We start from the raw sequence: 18,056 nt of genomic DNA, 5'->3' as shown, positions 1-18,056 counted from the left end.
ATAAATATTTTAATCATATGGGAATGATGAGGTCGATAAAAAAAGCAAGCTGTATAATTCTATTATTAACAATAGGATTAACGTCGTGTGACTACTTGGATGTTGTTCCACCCGAGCAACCCGATTTGGAAGATGCCACGAAGGATTTTAGTTCTACCCTTGCCTTCTTGCATTCTTGTTATGCCGGAATTACAAACCCGATGAATTATTCGGGGGTCGAAGCTGCTTCTGACGAATGGGTGCTCCCGCCACTTTGGGTGGAAAATATGCATAACCAACTGTCAAATAGGCTAACGCCACAAGCTACCGGAGACTGGCGTTGGGGTAGCTACTATCGTTATATTGGACAATGTCATTTATTCCTCCAAGAACTCCCGAATGCGAAGGACGTGACGGAAGCTGATAAAAAGGAGTGGACGGCAGAAGCTAATTTCATGATTGCCTACTACCACATGTTGATTCTCATGCAATATGGCCCTTGCCCGATAAATGATCACTATATCGCGATGAATAGCGATCCTTCCGATTACCCTGGTCGTTCACATTTTGACTATGTGACCGATTGGATAGTGAATAAGTTTGATGAAGTTGCGGTTGACCTGCCTGCTACCCGTGAACAGGAAAAATGGGGGCGTGCTACTTCTACAATCGCAAAGGCTCTAAAAGCGAGACTTCTTGTATATGCGGCCTCTCCTTTATGGAATGGGGATTTCCCTTATCCGGAATGGAGGAATGTGAATTTTGAAACTCCCGAATATGGAAAGGAATTGGTCAGTAGCAGTTATGATGTCAAGAAATGGGAGCGTGCTAAAATCGCTTGCCAGGAAGCATTGGATTTTGCACTAACGTCTGGAAATGCTTCCCTATACCAGGATGAAGATCTCCATGTGCGCGAAGGGGTAGACTTACCTTTTGTTCCGGGGGTAAATGAACAAACAGCCGAAGGAGAAGCGTTTCTTAAAAAAGTGTTGTTGATGCGCTATTTGGTCACCACGCGTGTTACCGAAGGAAACAGAGAAATTATATGGGGACTTGCCGATCAAGGAAATATGGTCATGGGGTCGATGCCGCACTATATACAAACCCTAAGCAGTGGCTCTACCTATGGAGGATATAGTGGCGTTTCACCGGTGTTAAACACTTCCATTGAATACTTCTATACAAAAAATGGAAAAAGACCAGCCTATGATCCCGATTTTATAGGAGAGGAAAACTGGTTTAAAACGGCTGGAATCCCGGAAAGAGGGGATATCATAACCTTGAATGTGGAACGGGAACCTCGTTTTTATGCCTGGTTTGCTTTCGATGGAGGGGACTACTCTTCAAAATTGGCAAACGGAAATCCGGTGAGAATTTATTTGCGGAATAGCGATCTGCAAGGATATAATCCGTCGAGATATAACAGGGATAACAATGTGACAGGATACTTTTCGCAGAAATTTATCATGCCGAAGTTATCCGTGACTTTGAGCAATACATGGAACTTGGAAAGCAAACCGAGACCATTGATCCGGTTAGCCGAGTTGTATTTGAACCTGGCAGAAGCGCAAGCTGCATTGGGAGAAACCAATAATGCCATTCAAAACTTAAACGTAGTGAGAACAAGGGCGGGTGTCCCCAATTTAACAACGGCAGATGTTACCAGTCAGATGAGCATAACGGACTGGGTGCGTAACGAACGTTTTATTGAATTGTGGGGTGAAGGCCATCGCTATTACGATGTGAGGAGATGGATGATTGCTCCCCAGACAATGGGAGAGGGAATGAGAATGGGATTGAACGCCTATGGTACTATTAATCCTTCATTTGAGCAATTCAATACTCCCCAACCGGTCGATCAGCCTTTTGTTTGGTCAAACCGCATGTACTTGCTTCCCATTTTCTATATTGAGGTGTACAAGAATCCACAAATGGTACAAGCACCTGGATTTAATTAATTATTTGCTATAAACAAAATAGTATGAAGAAAAAGTTTATATATACAATTACCGTGGGGCTGTTGTTAATAGCCTATTCGTGTGAAAATTACGATGGATTAGTCCCGGCGGAATTTGAGAAGATCCTTTCAATAAAAGACGTCGGTGAACATAATCTCACCCTTTATAATACCGGTGAAGATGGTGAGTACACGATGACAATATTGAAGGGGGGATATGCTTCTAATACTTCGGCATTGGCTGAGTTGAGCGTGATGAGCGAAGCTGAATTGGCAGCCTATTCAACCACAATTGGGAAGGCATACAGTCTGTTACCCTCCTCGATGTATGAAATAACGGACCCAACCGTGTCATTCAAGGCTGAGGAACAATACCAGATCAAAACGATATCTTTTAAAACATCTGCTATTCATGAGCTGCTAGAAGAAGATGCATCGAATTATGTGCTACCAGTGATGCTTTGGAGTAGAGAAGATTCTATAAATGCAGAAAAGAACTTGGTGTTGTTGAAACCTACTGTAGTTGTCCCGGTAGTGAGTTACGAAGTGAATAATGCCACTATTGCAGTGGAGGGGAATAGCGTGACTTATGAATTCAGATTAACGCTTCCATTTACAAGCCTGTGGGACTTTGAATGTACTGTTGAAGTAGATCCCAATAGTATCCCATCCGGATATTCAATGATTACCAGTGAGTTATATACCATTGCCGATGAAGGAAAGGTGATATTCAAAACAGGCCGGAATAGGAGTGAACCGCTTACAATAACCATTAGGAATGCGGATTATTTTGGAAGTTCCTATGTGATTCCTCTGAAAGTTGCCAGTGTAACCATGCAAGGGTTTGAAACACCCGCGTCTTCCTTTATGTTATATGGCGCGTTTAATAAAATCCCACTTACCGTAGACATGTTATCTACAAATGCACAGGAACCAAGTGAAGGACCCATCGAAAACCTGATTGACAATAACGCGGCTACTTTCTTTCATACAGCATGGTCGTATGCCATTAATGATCCGCACCATTTGCAAATCAAACTTAATAAGGCCATTAGCCAATGCCAGTTTGTTTATCAAAACAGGAATAATGCAAATGGTAAACCTCAAGAGGCCAGGATTCTGGTGAGCTCAAACGGCGTGGATTGGAGAGAACTTGCTCATATAACTTCTGGTATGCCGACAGAAGCATCTTCAATATACACCTCTGAAGAATATATTGCAGATCAACCTTTCAGCTATTTTAGATTTGAGGTGTTAAAAACCAACAGCGGTTCGGCGCCCACTTTCTTTAATATGGCAGAGTTTACATTGTTTGGTAAATAATATTTTATTCCCAAGTTAGTTGCCTATCGGAAGCAGCAATGTTTCCGATAGGTTTTAATCCTTTTTCCCAATCGAGTGCCTCCCGTACGGATGAATCGTCAGTTGGCATAATTTATACCCTTATGAGATCTATCAAGGTTCAATTTTTTCTCTTTGTCGCAATTGTCGCAACAAGTTGCAGTCTTAAAAAAACGCCGTTAATCACGGATAATCTTGACGCTCCCGCGATTATCGAAATGAAAAATATTACCGTCTCCCCGTCCGGCATAACCGAACCGGGATCACAAGTTGAAAAAATTGCAGACGGGAAACGGGACGCCGATACCGAGATTTTCCATACCCTGTGGAGCGGTATTCCCCGGCAACCGGTGATTATTGAAGCCGGTCTGGAGGGGAGCGGCAAACGGCTGGATAAGATCATCCTTTCTCCACGCGGTTCCGGCTTTAATGGTGTCATTAAAACAGCCGAGGTCTGGGTAATGGAAAAGGGCACGTACCACAAAGTAGCGGACCTGAATGCCGGCCGGTCGAACACCCCTGTCCACCTTGAACTGGATAACCCGGTTAAGAATCCCGAAAAGATAAAACTGGTCATCACGGATGCCTACAGGGAAAGAAGATCACGGGATGCCTATATGGTGAGCCTGGGCGAGCTCGAGTGCGTGATGTTGCCTGCGGATGCCATTACCACCCCGAGGCTGATTGAGGAATCAAACGTGTTTGCCGATTTAACGGGCACGAAGTTGAAGCCGAATGTCCGCCGGAAGGAAATCGGAAGATTAAAAATCCCGGCGCTCAGAAATCTGGCCACTCAACTTTATGACGAGAAATATGGTCCGGGGTTGCGGCTCGCCGATTATACCCCCTGCCTCGATCCGGTAGTGTTAGGAGGACAAATGCGTATTGGAGACGGCTTCAGCAAATACGAGGGGATCACGGGCATTGTGCTGGATAAAGGGGAGAATATTGTCTTCGTGGGAGAAACCAGCGGCGCCGAAATCACACTTATTGTTCCGGAATGGACGCGCAGGGCACCGGAAGGGGTAAAGCCCGAACAGGATCCCGCCGGATGGGGCCTGAAAAGTGAGGCATTCCGGCTGCAAGAGGGACCCAACCTGATCCGTCTTGAAAAAGAAGGACATGCCTATATACAATACTTCACGGATGACAGCCCCGAAAATCACCCGCCCATTGCCGTGCATTTTCTAACCGGTAAAGTAAACGGGTACTTCGATATTACAAGAGGCGATACCGACAGTGATTTTAACGCACTCCTAGAGAATGCCGTCAGCCCCATTATGGATATGCGGGGCAAGCATATTCAAGTGGCGTTTCCGGTAGACAGCTTGAAACGATTCACCTGGAACCGTGGCGTTGAGCTGTTACAGAATTTTGATAGTATCGTAGCCCTGCAACGCCATTTTATAGGGTGGGACAAAGAGGGGCTTTCCCCTGAAAACCGCGTGTTGGCACGTATCAATTACCATTATTATATGTTCCGTGACGGGGACGGCGTGGCCTATATCGATTGGGCGATGCGCCTGGTGGCAGATCCCGAAAGCATTGTGAAGGGTGATCCCTGCTGGGGATTCAGCCATGAACTGGGGCATGTGCTCCAGATGCGGCCGCAACTTACCTGGGGAGGAATGACGGAGGTGAGCAACAATATCCTCACACTCTATTCTACCACCACTCTGGGGAACAGGAGCCGCCTGTCGGAACAAGGCATTTATGCCAAAGCGCGTGAGACCATACTCGACAAGGGTATTTCTTATTTATATTTTCTGGGTAAGGATGTGTCTTCCAGCCAGTACGGAGGCGATGGAAATACTGACGTGTTCCACCGGCTTGTTCCTTTCTGGCAATTGCATCTCTATTTCACAGAGCAGGGGTATCCCGATTTTTATCCCGACCTGATGATTGCCATGCGCCAACAGGAACCGCTGGGAGGTGGTGACCGCGGCAAAGATTATCTGAATATGCTTGAGTTTTGCCGGTTGGCCTGTGAAGTGTCTCAAACAGACCTGACCGATTTTTTTGAGCGGTGGGGCTTTTTCTACGTGGGAGATATACAGGTCAACGACTATGGTTTCTATCATTATACGGTGAGCCAGGACGATGTGGATGCCGTAAAAAGAAACATAGCGGCAATGAATCTTCCTAAACCGAAGAAAGATATTGCATTAATGGAGGATTGATACTACATTGTTACACGTAAATTTTAATTGCATGAACCTACAGTCGATTTTACTATTTCTCTTTTTGGTAGCTCTGCTGCTACCTGCCTGCGGAGAGAAGCAGGAGAGTATACCTTCTTTTCTAACTATTGATACAAAAATAGTCAACTTTAAATCAGAACCGTCTACACGTGAAATTGTAGTGAAGACGAGTATGGAAGATTGGACGACAACAGTCCAGTCCGATGCGCAATCGTGGCTTCAAGCTATTCGCAGAGGAAATGTACTAAGTATAACTGTGAGCAAAAACAGTGATTTCGACACAAGAACAGCGGAATTAGAGGTTGTTGCGGGTAGTCTTTCTGAAACTATTTCAGTACAACAGTTGGGTACGGAACCGGCTATATTGCTTTCTTCGGACATATTTACCGTATCTGCTGATAGGACGGATATTACTTTGGAAGTAACTTCCAATATAGAATATGAAGTGGTTGTTCCGGAAGAGGCGGCTTGGATCAAAGAGAAGCCGGAAACCCGCTCTGCAGAGATGGTGACGGAGGTGTTCCGCTTTGAAGTGGCGTGGAACACGGAAGAGGCTGAGCGGCGTGCCGTGTTGATAGTCCGGCAGACGGATGGCGAATTGGAGAAAGAGATCCTTGTGATACAAAAGGGACAGTCCGGTTATGCCGGTGGTTCGCCGGATGATATTAAGGACGACATACAGGTACCCATCAGCGGAGGTTGGGCCAGTTCATTCCAGACGGGCGGAGAGATCGAAAAATCGTTTGACGGCAATTACGATACGAACTACCACTCCAATTGGAGCAATGGTGGTACCAACTATTTCCCGATAACACTCGATTATCATTTCGAGGATCAGGAAAGTATCGACTATCTGATATACCATCCCCGTACCAGTGGTTCCAACGGAAATTTCAAGGAGGTGGAATTGTGGGCGGCCACCGAATCGGAACCGAATCTGGTGAAATTGCTGGAACATGACTTTAATGGTTCGGGATCAGCCGCAAAGATCGTGTTTGATCAGCCGCTGATCAATCCGAAAACAATACGATTTATCGTGAAATCGGGTGCCGGAGACGGACAAGGTTTTGCCAGTTGTGCCGAGATGGAGTTCTATAGAACGAACCCTGATAACTTTGATCCGTTACAGCTCTTTACTGATTTGACTTGTTCAGAATTGAAACCGGGCATCGGCTTGGACGATATAGAAAATGTTTCCAGCAGCCTCTACCGGAATATTGCTCTCTATCTGCTTAACGACCAATATCCCGCTGAGTTCAGGATACAGGAATACAAGGCTTGGCCGCATCCCAATGTCTGGGCGAGCGAGAATAAGACGTCCGCGTTAAGTTTGCTGGATAATCCAACCGGCATTGGCGTGCAAAGAGCCGGAGATGAGCTGGTTGTTTTTGTGGGTGACACATACGGTCAAACCATCAGTATGAAGATACAGGACCTCGATACGCCGGGTGCGGCCGGCTATGACAATGCATCATTTTATCCCCTTTCAACCGGGGTCAATAAAATCAAAGCCCGGCACAAAGGATTGATTTATATTTTCTATCATACGCCCGATTATGCTTCTGTGCCTCCGGTAAAAATACATTTTGCTTCCGGTGAGGTGAATGGTTATTTTGACTCTCAGAAACATGAGTCGTCCGACTGGAGACGACTTTTGGATGCCGCCACCAACAAGTATTTCGACGTATTGGGAGAACATGCGCATTTGACCTTTGAAACGTCGGCATTCAGGCAGTATGCGCGAGACAACGGACCCCAATTGATTGCGGCCTACGACAATCTGGTACGTCAGGAGAAGGAATTTATGGGACTGATGAAGTATGACCGCCCCACCATCAACAGGGCATACTTCAAGGTCATATACACATCCTATATGTATGCCACCTCTTATCGCACCTCTTACAATGCGTCGACGCAACAAGAGATCCTTACGCTAAGTAATTTCAAATCGGAACCTTGGGGGCCTGCCCATGAGATGGGACATGTGTTTCAGACACGCCCCGGTTTCAAGTGGCTGGGGATGACCGAGGTAACCAATAATGTGCATTCCCTATACGTGCAAACAGAGTGGGGGAATGACTCGCGAATCGAGTCGGAGAATATGGGAAGGTATAATAACCGGTATGAGAAAGCATACCATAACTCGTTCGTGCACGACACCCCGCATCCCGGTGAAGAAGATGTGTTCTGTAAACTGGTTTCATTATGGCAGTTGCAGCTCTATTTTTCCAATGTACGCGGATACACCGATGTATACAAGGACCTGTATGAGAGGGTACGTACCTCTCCCGATAAGCCCAACGCCGGAGAACAACAACTCGACTTTGTAAGGATGATGTGTGATATTACAGGAACCGACCTGACCGGCTTCTTTACCCGCTGGGGATACCTGAGCCCGTATAACGGGTCAATAGATGATTATGGCCAGGGGCAATTCTTAGTCACCCAGAACCAGATTGATCGGTTGATTGATGAAATGAAAGAGCGGAATTATGCCCCGATGACGGAAAAGATTGAATATATTTGCGATTCCAACTGGGAATTTTTTAAAAATAGGTCGCCCATACAACCCGGAACCGCAAGTAAAAACGGAGTAAATATAGTCACTAATGGTTGGAGGAACGTAGTCGCGTATGAGGCTTATGATGGCGAACAGCTTATTTTTGTTACCAACAAGTCTTCTTTTGCGCTTGAAAGCGATCCGCAATCGTTAAAAATATATGCTGTTGCCTTTGACGGAAACAAAACGGAAGTCAATTGGTGATCGAGATGTGCTACCAATATACAATAAATAATAAATGAATTCTATGCAGAAACAACTTACAACAATCGCCCTTCTGTTGGCGACGTTATTCCTATTTAGCTGTACAAACGGCACACAGACGCCGAAAGGAGAATATCAACCTATCCGTACCGAGGTACCCGAGCGGCCTGCCGGGCAACAACATGTTCTTGGCCTAACCACTCCCAGGCTGGAGACGGTTCGGGTTGGATTTATCGGCTTGGGGATGCGCGGCCCGGGAGCCGTACACCGGTTTACCCATATTCCGGGCACGCGGATCGTGGCTCTGTGCGACTTGCACGAGGACAGGGTAGAGAAGGCGCAGGCTATCCTTGAGAACGCCGGACTGCCCCGTGCCGCTTCCTATGGTGGTAGCGAGGAGGCGTGGAAGGAGCTCTGCGAACGTGAAGATATCGACCTGGTTTATATAGCAACCGATTGGAAACGCCATGCCGACATGATGATCTACGCGATGGAACAGGGCAAGCATGTGGCGTGTGAAGTGCCTGCCGCGATGACGCTCGGGGAGATATGGGACATTGTGAACACCGCAGAGCAAACACAGAAACATGCCATGATGCTTGAGAACTGCGTCTACGACTACTTCGAACTAACCACCCTGAATATGGCACAGCAGGGACTCTTCGGGGAAATATTACATACCGAGGGTGCCTATATCCACGAGTTGCGTGACTTCTGGGGTTCCTACGAAGCGGATTGGCGCCTACAGTACAACAAGGAGTTCCGGGGGGACGTATACGCCACCCACGGTATCGGACCCGCAGCCCAGGCGCTGGATATCCACCGTGGCGACAAGATGAACACGCTGGTAGCGATGGATACCAAGCCGATAAGTATTCCCGAGTACCTGATCGAGGAGCGTGGAATAGACCGCGACAGCGCTTACGACTTCGCTAACGGGCAACACACGATGACGATGATCCGCACGGAAAACGGCAAGACAATCCATATCCAGCATGACGTAGCTTCGCCTCGTCCTTACAGCCGGATGTACCAGGTGAGCGGAACAAAAGGTTTCGCGAACAAGTATCCCAACCAAGGGTATGCCCTGCAGGGAGACGCGCTGACGGAAGCAGATGGCGTGCCGAATCACGAGGACCTGAGCGCGCACAACTATGTTTCGAAGGAGGTTCGTGATGCGTTGATGGAGAAATACAAGCACCCCATCCATCAGGAACTCGAAGAAAAAGCCAAAGAGGTGGGTGGCCACGGGGGCATGGACTTCATCATGGATTATCGCCTGGTATACTGCCTGCAGAACGGATTACCGTTGGACATGGACGTGTACGACTTGGCGGAATGGTGCAGCCTCGCGGAGTTGAGCCGTATCTCGATAGAGAACAACAGCGCTCCGGTGGAGGTACCCGATTTTACCCGGGGACATTGGAGTGATGTGCGGGGATACCGTCACGCGTTCGTGGATTGAACTTTTAGATGGCTGAAAATTAACCATTAACGTATTCTTGAGAATATAGACAACATGTCTGTCCGGATGTGTCAGGTTTTTTGTCGTGCATAATTTAAAGCAATGAAAAGAACGCGAGGAACAATATTGATAGCTGTTTTATTCTTATGTCCCGGAACTAAAGAATTCCTGTCCCGATGATGGAGTGCGCCTTATTGAGGAAACAGTCGTTTATCAGCTATAGGTTTTGTTCCTTTTCCTTTTATGAAATACCCCCAAAAAGATTTGTCTTAACTTTTTGGGGGTATTATATCTTAATATAAAATAGAAAACCGGTCGATTTATCTGAATTTTTACTTTTCCTTAAACCAACTCGCGTACATTAAATAGTTATTCGCTATTTTCTGGTTTATCTCTTTGGATTGCTCGGGATCGACCTTTTTTACGAATTTGGCAGGTACGCCGGCATAGATGCTGCCGGGTTCCACTTGTGTGCCACTGAGCACTACAGAGCCGGCAGCGATGATGGCTCCTTCGCCTACCACAGCATGATCGAGCACGACAGCGCCCATGCCAATAAGCGCACCGTCTTTCACTTCCGCACCGTGGATAACTGCATTATGACCGATGGATACATCATTCCCGATGATTGATACCGACTTCTGATACAAGGTGTGGATAACCGTGCCATCCTGTACGTTTACCCTGTCTCCGATGCGAATTGAATTTACGTCGCCGCGAAGCACGGTGTTGAACCATATACTGCAATCACGGCCGATAATCACATCTCCGATGATGGTGGCATTTTCTGCCATATAGGTATTTTCGCCGATTTCGGGTGTGAAACCGCGAACCGATTTTATAAGGGACATTGTTTGAAAAATTACTAATTAATTACCCATGAATGAAAACGGTATGAACGGTTGAACCGTACATCCATAAATTCACAAATCAATTTAGCCTTGAATCCTGGTTTTTGGCTCTTGGTTCTTGGCTCTTGAATCTTTGAATTATATTGCTTTTGTTTTCCGCTTCAGCCATGCTCTTTCCTCTTCGTTCAGATATCTTTTGAGTTTTTTGAACACCATTTTATGATAATTGTTGAGCCACTTGATCTCATTTTTGGTGAGTAGCTTTTTGGCTATCGGTTTGGTATCGATAGGACAAAGCGTGATAGTTTCAAAATTATAAAAAGTGCCGAACTCTTTGGTCTTCTTGTATTCTTGTGTGACAATCAGGTTCTCTATGCGGATACCATACTGGTCGGCACGATAAACCCCCGGCTCGTTGGAAGTAACCATGCCCGGCCTGAGCTGAGTCGGGTTTTCTTCCAGACGGATGCTTTGAGGTCCTTCGTGAACGTTAAGAAAATGTCCGATGCCGTGTCCGGTGCCGTGCCAGTAGGTGAGTTCGTTATCCCACAGCGCTTTTCTGGCAAGGATATCGAGTTGCGACCCGCGGGTTCCTTCGGGAAAGACAGCGGTAGCCAGGGCGATATGTCCTTTCAATACCAGGGTGTAATCTTTTTTCATCTGTCGGCTTAACTTGCCGACAGTCACCGTGCGGGTGATATCGGTCGTTCCGTCTTTGTACTGGCCTCCGGAATCGATCAGCAGTAATCCTTCCGGTTGCACCTGTAGGGAGGTTGCGGGAGAAGCATGATAATGGATAACGGCGCCATTTCCCGCATATCCGGCAATAGTGCCGAAACTGTCGCCTACAAAGAGATCCTGTTGAGAACGATACTCATGCAACTTTTCTTCCACGGTCATTTCTGTCACTTCTCCTGCAGGAACGGCCTTTTCCAGCCACATATAGAATTTCACAAGTGCCACACCGTCTTTGATCATGGCATTCCTGAATCCTTTTAATTCGGTCTCGTTTTTTATACTCTTCATCAGGTCCACGGGCGACGGTATGTCCACAATCTTGCATGAGGAAGGGATAGTTTGCAGCAACTTATAATTGATTTTGTTACCGGTAATGCAGATAGTGTTATTTTCCGGTAATCCGGCGACATATTCGAAAATATCATTATAATCGGTAATCTTAATCCCTTGCTTTTTATACGTTTTGGATACTTCATCGGTCAATTTTTCGGGATCGATAAACAGTACTGTCTCCTTCTCCGAAACATAGCCGTATGCAACTGCTACCGGATTGTAATCCACATCGTTTCCCCGAAGATTAAAAGTCCATGCTACCGCATCGAGGGTTACTATGATCAAGCCATCCGCATCCACCTTTTTCAATTCGGCATTGATGCGTTTAATTTTGCTTGTGACCGATTCCCCGGTTACCGTATCCGGCAAAGTGAAAACTTCATTCTTAGGAATTTCCGGACGGTCGTTCCATATTGTCGCAAAAGGGTCGAGAGAGGTCTCCAGCCGGATACCTTTTGCATCGAGTTTTATTTTTAATGCTTTTGCCTCAGAGGCCGCGTAAACCAACCCGTCGATTCCAACCGCTCCGCCATTACCAGCCTGTTCAATAATCCAGTCCGTCATATCGGGTGTGCCGGGTTGTCCCATTTTAAACAATTCGAACCCCGTATCTTTCAATTCGTCGGCAGCCTGCAGGAAATAGCGGGAATCCGTCCATACGCCAGCCTTGTCTTTTGCCACTACAGCCGTTCCTGCGGAACCGGTAAAGCCGCTGATCCATTTTCTGGATTCCCAGTGCTTGGGTGGGTATTCACTCAGATGGGCATCCGTACTGGGAACGATGAATAGATCGAGTTGTTTCTCCTCCATAAATTGCCTTATGGCTGAAAGTCTTTTGGAAATTTCGGTTGTCTTCATATGATTATAAATTTGCTTTCATTATATTTGTATTTGGAACAACAAATATAACGAAATATTCCCATAATTGAGTTTCTGATAAGAAGAATAAATCAATGAAGACATCCATCGAATTAAAAAACATGCATTTTTTTGCCTATCATGGCGTATTGGAACACGAGGCACTTCACGGGAATAATTTTTCCGTGACATTGCGGTTTTCATCCGATTTGTCGGAAGCCTGTATCAGCGATGATGTGGCGGATACGGTCGATTATGCGGAGGTATATGATTTGATAAAAAAAGAAATGGCAAAACCTTCCCAGTTAATTGAAAACGTAGCATACCGTATTTTGCGGAGAGTAAAGGAGATGTTTCCCGGGATCGACCGGATTGAAGTGGAACTGGCAAAGATGAATCCACCTGTAGCCGGAAAAATGGATTGCGCGACAGTGATTATTTCAGAATCGTAACTTTTTCATACCTTTGTGCAATATGGGATGCGCCTCGGAAATGCTCAAACGAGTTTGGCATTTCTCCCGGCTTTCTCTATATTTGCAAAAATATTTCGAGTAAATGGACGAAACGAGAGATGACATAGTGTCCGGCATTGAAACCGAAGAGCTTGATACTATAGAGCAGGAAAGTCTGTCACAGGAAGAATCGCTGACGTTGCGCACCGAGAATCTGGTGAAGAAGTATGGGAAGCGTACGGTGGTGAACCATGTCTCCATTAACGTGAATCAGGGAGAGATCGTCGGGTTGCTCGGTCCTAATGGGGCGGGAAAGACAACCACCTTCTATATGACGGTGGGATTGATCGTGCCGAATGAAGGAGAGATATTTATCGGTAAGCAGAATATTACACGCTTTCCGGTCTACAAACGTGCGCAGCACGGGATTGGTTATCTGGCCCAGGAGGCATCTATCTTTCGGAAGATGACGGTGGAAGATAATATCAAGTCGGTATTGGAATTTACCGATAAATCGCCTCAAGAGCAAAAGGTAAAGCTGGAGAGTCTCATCGATGAGTTTGGGCTCGGTAAGGTGAGAAAGAATACGGGTGATCGTCTTTCCGGGGGTGAGCGTCGTCGTGCAGAGATTGCGCGTTGTCTGGCTATTGACCCGAAATTCATCATGCTCGATGAACCGTTTGCCGGGATCGACCCGATTGCAGTGCAGGATATACAGTCGATTGTGGCTCAATTGAAATACAGGAATATAGGTATTCTTATTACCGATCATAATGTAGATGAGACGTTGAGTATCACTGACCGTGCTTACCTGCTTTTTGAGGGTAAAGTCCTGTTTCAGGGTACTGCCGAGGAACTGGCTGCCAATCCGGTGGTAAGGGAGAAGTATCTTGGACGAGATTTTGAGTTGCGCAAACGTATATTCGATGCTCCTTGAAAGTATGGGCCGGATCCTTTCTATCGATTACGGGAAAAAGCGCACGGGGATAGCTGTAAGCGATCCGCTGCAGATCATTGCCAATGGCCTGACTACAGTGGAGACATCCCGGATTTTTGATTTTCTGGACGAGTATCTTCAAAAAGAGGCGGTATCGTGTATTGTGGTGGGACTACCCAAACAGATGAATAATGAGCCTTCAGAAAATATGAAACGGGTGGAACCCTTCGTGAACCGGTTGAGGAAATTATATCCGCAGATTACTGTGGAATATTGGGATGAGCGGTTTTCATCCAAAATGGCCCAACAGGCTATGAGGGATGCCGGATTGAAAAAGAAAGACCGTCAAAATAAGGAACTGGTTGATGAAATCAGCGCTGCCATTATCCTGCAGGGATATATGGAGAGGCGATTGTTCCCGACAGGCCGGGACGAGTAATGATGATTTACTGATTTAACGGTTCAACAAACAGTTCAACGATTCAACAAATTAATAATTATGATATTACCTATATATATTTACGGGCATCCGGTTTTGAGGAAAGAGGCAAAAGATATAGAGCCACAAAATTACCCCAATTTAAAGGAATTGATCGAAAACATGTTCGAAACCATGTATGCGGCCGATGGTATCGGGCTTGCCGGTCCTCAAGTGGGATTGGAGGACCGTATTTTCGTGGTGGATCTCTCCCCGCTGGCGGATGAGGAACATCCTGAGTTCAAGGATTTCAAAAAGGCGTTCATCAATGCCCATATCATTGAACGGGAAGGGGAACTGGCCGCTGTAGAGGAGGGGTGCCTGAGCATCCCGGGTATTCACGAGAAAGTGCCCCGGGAAGAGCAGATCCGCATCCGGTATCTGGATGAGAACCTGCAGCCGCGCGATGAGACATTCTCAGGCTTTAGGGCGCGTGTCATCCAACACGAATATGACCATATAGATGGCATCCTGTTTGTGGATAAGATTTCACCGCTTCGTAAAAGGATGGTCAAAAGCAAACTGGCCAATATGGAAAAAGGGAAAGTGTCTTGCGACTATAAGATCAGGACGGTGAAGTAGGCCGGGGGAGCAGCTTGGCCGCCTCGCGGTCCAGAAACCAGTGGAGACTTCCCGATTCCGGTTGTACCAGCGCTGCCGGATATTTTTCTTTGGCTGAATCCGGTTGTTCGATGATTTCCTTCACTTTCTCGGCTTTGTTTTCTCCTGTTACCATGAAAAAAACATTCTTTGCCGCATTGATTACTTTACCGGAGAGGCTCACCCGTTTCTGCCCGCTCACGGGATGAATGGCTGTCACGCAATTGTCAGGGTTGTCCCAGAGTTTTATTTCATGAGGAAAGATGGAGGCGGTATGCCCGTCGTCTCCCATGCCTAACATCAGGATATCGAAAGAAGGCACGCCATTCGTCGTTCCTAACTCCCGGTTGAGTAACCCTCCATATCTTTCGGCTTCCGATTCGGGATCGTTTTCTCCCTGTATACGGAATATATTTTCTTCGGGTACCGGCACAAAATCAAAAAGATGCTCTTTGGTCATCTTGTAATTACTTTCATCGTCGGATGGCGGTACGCAGCGCTCATCACCCCAGAAAAGTTTGACTTTCTTCCAGTTTATTTCGCCTTCAGGTAGTTGCGCCCAATCATCAAATAATGATTTTGGCGTAGAGCCGCCCGAAAGGGCAATTGTCACTATATCCTTTTTTGAAATAACCTCTTTTAGCCTGTCGGTAAAAGCCTTGTTCAGGTCATCTTTTGTCTTGAAAATCTGTATGTCCATTTTTTTCCTTATTCAAAAAAACGACTTTTGTTTTATTTGTTCCGTTTCATTTTGACCGGGTTTTGTCGTGTGTCAAATACATCCACCACTTCAATTCTATTTTTCTCTTTGTTTATCCAATAAATGATTTTGTAATTCGTGCTTAGGATGTACCTGAAATTTTGTGGTTTTTCTTGTAAGAGTTCTTCAATAGCACCAGATTCCGGTAAATTATTTAAAATATGGGTACTCTCTACAATTTGTGTAGAGATTTGCTGAGCTACTTTTACACTAACCTTTTTGCGATGATAGTGATGGATTTTTTTTAGCTCATTTTTCGCAAAATCTGTCCAAAATACGGTCAATCCCATTTTTCTATTTCATAAATTAAATCATTTGATTGGGTGAGCATTCCATTTTTTGAGTCTTCTAAGGATTGGTCAATCCTTCGGTTTAACTCTTTTCTGGATAGAGGTTTGAAATTATCCTCTTTGGTTGATTTACCTGAATGCAAAAGATTTTCTAAACGAATCAATAACTCTTCGTTTTGCAGCTTTAGAAACTCTTGCACAAATTCTATTTTTCTCGTTTGAATATCCATGACAATGCTATTTTATTTGTTCAAATTTACAAAAGAGTTTTTTCTTATCAGTAGAATTATTGTTAAAAAAATTACACTCCTTTTCAAATCACAACTCACAATAAATCCCGTCTTCCGCCAGATTCTTGCATGGGTAGCGCCAGGTATTCTCTTTCCCTTCTATGAGGTCGTCTGCCACGTCCGGTCCCCAGGATCCGGCCGGATAACCATGGAGAGTTGCATCCTTGTCATTCTCCCAATAATCGAGGATGGGTTGAACGAATTTCCATGTCTCTTCGGCGGCGGCACCCTGCATAAAAAGCATATTGTCGCCCGCCATACAATCGAGTATCAATCTCTCGTAGGCACCAGGTATATAATGGTCGTTCAACTCTGAATAATGAAAATCCATATTGACCGATTTTACTTCGTAACCGCTTCCCGGCACTTTCATGCCGGTCTTCAGCAAAATACCTTCATCGGGTTGGATACGCAGGATCAATTGATTGTCTGACTGGGGTGAATTATCTGCAGTCTTAAACAACCTTTGCGGCGATGGCCTGAAATGGATAACTACTTCCGATACCTGTGTAGGCAATCTTTTCCCTGTACGGATATAAAAGGGCACCCCTTCCCATCGCCAGTTATCGATAAAGATTTTCATCGCGGCATAGGTTTCTGTGCGCGAGCCTGTTTTTACATTCGCCTCCTCACGATAACCTTTATAATGTTTACCCCGTACGGTCGCTTCGGTATATTGTCCGCGGATCACGTTCTTTTTCAGGTCTATCTTGCTCAGGGGGCGCAGTGAACGGAATACCTTCATTTTTTCATAGCGGATCTCCTCCGGCGTTATTTTGTTGGGTGGTTCCATGGCCACCAAAGACAGCATCTGAAGCAGATGGTTCTGAATCATATCCCGCAATGCACCGGATTCGTCGTAGTATCCCCCGCGACCTTCCACGCCGACGCTTTCGGCTGCCGTGATTTCTACATGCTGGATATAATTGCGGTTCCATAACGGTTCGTAGATGCCGTTAGCAAAACGGGTCACCAGCATATTTTGCACCGTTTCTTTACCCAGATAGTGGTCGATACGGTAAATCTGGTCTTCCTGAAAAAATTCCAGGAGTTGCCTGTTCAATTCAATAGCCGACGGAAGGTCATGTCCGAACGGTTTCTCGATAATAATTCTCCGGAAACCTTTCTGTTGTAACGTGAGCCCCTGGCCGTATAAGAATTTGGGTATGATGGGGTATAGATAGGGTGGAGTGGAGAGGTAAAAAATATAGTTATGTCCCAGATTGAGTTTTTTGTCCAGTTCGCTCAGTTTCTTTTTCACATGTATATACTCTTCCCCCTTTGCTGTGTCGATACTCAGGTAAAAGAGCAGGGAAAGGAAACTGTCGATTTTCTTTTCGTCCGCATTCTTATAATGGGCAAATTGGCGGATACCCTCTTTCATTTTCTTGCGAAATTGTTTATCAGTGAATTCAGTCCGGCTCACTCCGAGCACGGCATATCCTTCCGGCAAGGAATCATTCATAAACAGGTCGAACACGGCAGGGATCAATTTCCTGTAGGTAAGATCTCCCGACGCACCAAAAATTATTAGCGCCTGGTTGATTGTTTTCTTCATTTTTAATGGATTTACGATATCAAGATAACAAATGTAGGTCTAAAAAGTTGATATTTGGAGAAATTATTGTATCTTTGCCGCTCGAAATTTTTTCAATTAACGAATTAATAATTAAATTAGTATGAACAATTACGAAACCGTTTTCATTTTGACTCCCGTTTTGTCTGATGCTCAGATGAAGGAAGCGGTTGAAAAATTCAAAAC

General features: G+C 45.6%; 15 protein-coding genes and 1 pseudogene. 10 read left to right on the top strand and 6 right to left on the bottom strand.

Going from position 1 to position 18,056, the window contains the following annotated elements; genetic code table 11:
* The first annotated feature begins 95 nt into the window (after positions 1–95).
* The 5 genes from ABV001_RS02640 to ABV001_RS02620 all read left to right on the top strand — a co-directional run bounded on the left by ABV001_RS02640 (position 96) and on the right by ABV001_RS02620 (position 9,707).
* On the top strand, positions 96–1,937 hold the full coding sequence (locus tag ABV001_RS02640) for a RagB/SusD family nutrient uptake outer membrane protein (RefSeq protein WP_352421386.1): 1,842 nt from the start codon (positions 96–98) through the stop codon (positions 1,935–1,937).
* Positions 1,938–1,960: 23 nt separating this feature from the next.
* Positions 1,961–3,259 (top strand): BT_3987 domain-containing protein, encoded by a 1,299-nt coding sequence (locus tag ABV001_RS02635; protein ID WP_352421385.1) that lies wholly within the window; start codon positions 1,961–1,963, stop codon positions 3,257–3,259.
* Between the two features lie 236 nt (positions 3,260–3,495).
* Positions 3,496–5,457, top strand: a complete 1,962-nt coding sequence (locus ABV001_RS02630; RefSeq protein WP_352421384.1) for a M60 family metallopeptidase — start codon at positions 3,496–3,498, stop codon at positions 5,455–5,457.
* 31 nt (positions 5,458–5,488) lie between these two features.
* On the top strand, positions 5,489–8,242 hold the full coding sequence (locus ABV001_RS02625; protein ID WP_352421383.1) for a M60 family metallopeptidase: 2,754 nt from the start codon (positions 5,489–5,491) through the stop codon (positions 8,240–8,242).
* A gap of 43 nt (positions 8,243–8,285) precedes the next feature.
* Positions 8,286–9,707, top strand: a complete 1,422-nt coding sequence (locus tag ABV001_RS02620) for a Gfo/Idh/MocA family protein (RefSeq protein WP_352421382.1) — start codon at positions 8,286–8,288, stop codon at positions 9,705–9,707.
* 332 nt (positions 9,708–10,039) lie between these two features.
* Here the strand turns inward: ABV001_RS02620 and ABV001_RS02615 are convergent, their stop codons facing one another.
* Both ABV001_RS02615 and ABV001_RS02610 read right to left on the bottom strand, forming a co-directional pair.
* Entirely contained in the window at positions 10,040–10,558 is a 519-nt protein-coding gene (locus ABV001_RS02615; protein ID WP_352421381.1) for a gamma carbonic anhydrase family protein, read from the bottom strand.
* A 138-nt stretch (positions 10,559–10,696) separates the two neighbouring features.
* Positions 10,697–12,487: an aminopeptidase P family protein gene (locus ABV001_RS02610; protein ID WP_352421380.1), complete on the bottom strand. Its 1,791-nt coding sequence runs from the start codon at positions 12,485–12,487 to the stop codon at positions 10,697–10,699.
* Positions 12,488–12,582: 95 nt separating this feature from the next.
* On the opposite strand from ABV001_RS02610, the gene folB reads away from it, so the two are divergent.
* From folB to def, 4 genes are all read left to right on the top strand, one after another.
* Complete coding sequence (gene folB / locus ABV001_RS02605) at positions 12,583–12,939, top strand: dihydroneopterin aldolase (RefSeq protein WP_352421379.1); 357 nt, start codon at positions 12,583–12,585, stop codon at positions 12,937–12,939.
* Between the two features lie 103 nt (positions 12,940–13,042).
* Positions 13,043–13,876, top strand: coding sequence for an LPS export ABC transporter ATP-binding protein (lptB, locus tag ABV001_RS02600; RefSeq protein ID WP_502929826.1), 834 nt, complete (start codon positions 13,043–13,045; stop codon positions 13,874–13,876).
* A gap of 4 nt (positions 13,877–13,880) precedes the next feature.
* Positions 13,881–14,315 (top strand): Holliday junction resolvase RuvX, encoded by a 435-nt coding sequence (ruvX, locus tag ABV001_RS02595; RefSeq protein WP_352421413.1) that lies wholly within the window; start codon positions 13,881–13,883, stop codon positions 14,313–14,315.
* Positions 14,316–14,375: 60 nt separating this feature from the next.
* Positions 14,376–14,936 (top strand): peptide deformylase, encoded by a 561-nt coding sequence (gene def / locus ABV001_RS02590; protein ID WP_352421378.1) that lies wholly within the window; start codon positions 14,376–14,378, stop codon positions 14,934–14,936.
* Here def and pgl read toward each other — a convergent pair.
* From pgl to zwf, 4 genes are all read right to left on the bottom strand, one after another.
* Positions 14,920–15,654, bottom strand: a complete 735-nt coding sequence (pgl, locus tag ABV001_RS02585) for a 6-phosphogluconolactonase (protein WP_352421377.1) — start codon at positions 15,652–15,654, stop codon at positions 14,920–14,922. The genes def and pgl overlap by 17 nt on opposite strands.
* A 32-nt stretch (positions 15,655–15,686) precedes the next feature.
* Positions 15,687–16,004, bottom strand: coding sequence for a type II toxin-antitoxin system RelE/ParE family toxin (locus ABV001_RS02580; protein WP_352421376.1), 318 nt, complete (start codon positions 16,002–16,004; stop codon positions 15,687–15,689).
* Positions 15,995–16,234 carry a hypothetical protein gene (locus ABV001_RS02575; RefSeq protein ID WP_352421375.1) on the bottom strand — a complete coding sequence of 80 codons (240 nt, stop codon included), beginning with the start codon at positions 16,232–16,234 and terminating at the stop codon, positions 15,995–15,997. The genes ABV001_RS02580 and ABV001_RS02575 overlap by 10 nt, the downstream gene beginning before the upstream one ends.
* A gap of 88 nt (positions 16,235–16,322) precedes the next feature.
* A complete protein-coding gene (zwf, locus tag ABV001_RS02570; protein WP_352421374.1) occupies positions 16,323–17,852 on the bottom strand; it encodes a glucose-6-phosphate dehydrogenase in 1,530 nt (509 codons plus the stop codon).
* Between the two features lie 121 nt (positions 17,853–17,973).
* On the opposite strand from zwf, the pseudogene ABV001_RS02565 reads away from it, so the two are divergent.
* A pseudogene (locus tag ABV001_RS02565) lies at positions 17,974–18,056 on the top strand (30S ribosomal protein S6); the annotation flags it as partial.

Source organism: Proteiniphilum sp., from assembly GCF_040307845.1.
Classification (GTDB): domain Bacteria; phylum Bacteroidota; class Bacteroidia; order Bacteroidales; family Dysgonomonadaceae; genus Proteiniphilum.
This window is presented reverse-complemented; position numbering and strand designations above follow the sequence as displayed.

What these genes read in the sequence shown, in the direction of transcription:
- folB (WP_352421379.1), top strand. Translation starts at nt 12,583, where the DNA reads ATGAAGACATCCATCGAATTAAAAAACATGCATTTTTTTGCCTATCAT.
- ABV001_RS02615 (WP_352421381.1), bottom strand. Translation starts at nt 10,558, where the DNA reads ATGTCCCTTATAAAATCGGTTCGCGGTTTCACACCCGAAATCGGCGAA.
- def (WP_352421378.1), top strand. Translation starts at nt 14,376, where the DNA reads ATGATATTACCTATATATATTTACGGGCATCCGGTTTTGAGGAAAGAG.
- ABV001_RS02630 (WP_352421384.1), top strand. Translation starts at nt 3,496, where the DNA reads ATGAAAAATATTACCGTCTCCCCGTCCGGCATAACCGAACCGGGATCA.
- ABV001_RS02575 (WP_352421375.1), bottom strand. Translation starts at nt 16,234, where the DNA reads ATGGATATTCAAACGAGAAAAATAGAATTTGTGCAAGAGTTTCTAAAG.
- lptB (WP_502929826.1), top strand. Translation starts at nt 13,043, where the DNA reads ATGGACGAAACGAGAGATGACATAGTGTCCGGCATTGAAACCGAAGAG.
- ABV001_RS02625 (WP_352421383.1), top strand. Translation starts at nt 5,489, where the DNA reads ATGAACCTACAGTCGATTTTACTATTTCTCTTTTTGGTAGCTCTGCTG.
- ruvX (WP_352421413.1), top strand. Translation starts at nt 13,881, where the DNA reads ATGGGCCGGATCCTTTCTATCGATTACGGGAAAAAGCGCACGGGGATA.
- zwf (WP_352421374.1), bottom strand. Translation starts at nt 17,852, where the DNA reads ATGAAGAAAACAATCAACCAGGCGCTAATAATTTTTGGTGCGTCGGGA.
- ABV001_RS02635 (WP_352421385.1), top strand. Translation starts at nt 1,961, where the DNA reads ATGAAGAAAAAGTTTATATATACAATTACCGTGGGGCTGTTGTTAATA.
- pgl (WP_352421377.1), bottom strand. Translation starts at nt 15,654, where the DNA reads ATGGACATACAGATTTTCAAGACAAAAGATGACCTGAACAAGGCTTTT.
- ABV001_RS02580 (WP_352421376.1), bottom strand. Translation starts at nt 16,004, where the DNA reads ATGGGATTGACCGTATTTTGGACAGATTTTGCGAAAAATGAGCTAAAA.
- ABV001_RS02610 (WP_352421380.1), bottom strand. Translation starts at nt 12,487, where the DNA reads ATGAAGACAACCGAAATTTCCAAAAGACTTTCAGCCATAAGGCAATTT.
- ABV001_RS02620 (WP_352421382.1), top strand. Translation starts at nt 8,286, where the DNA reads ATGCAGAAACAACTTACAACAATCGCCCTTCTGTTGGCGACGTTATTC.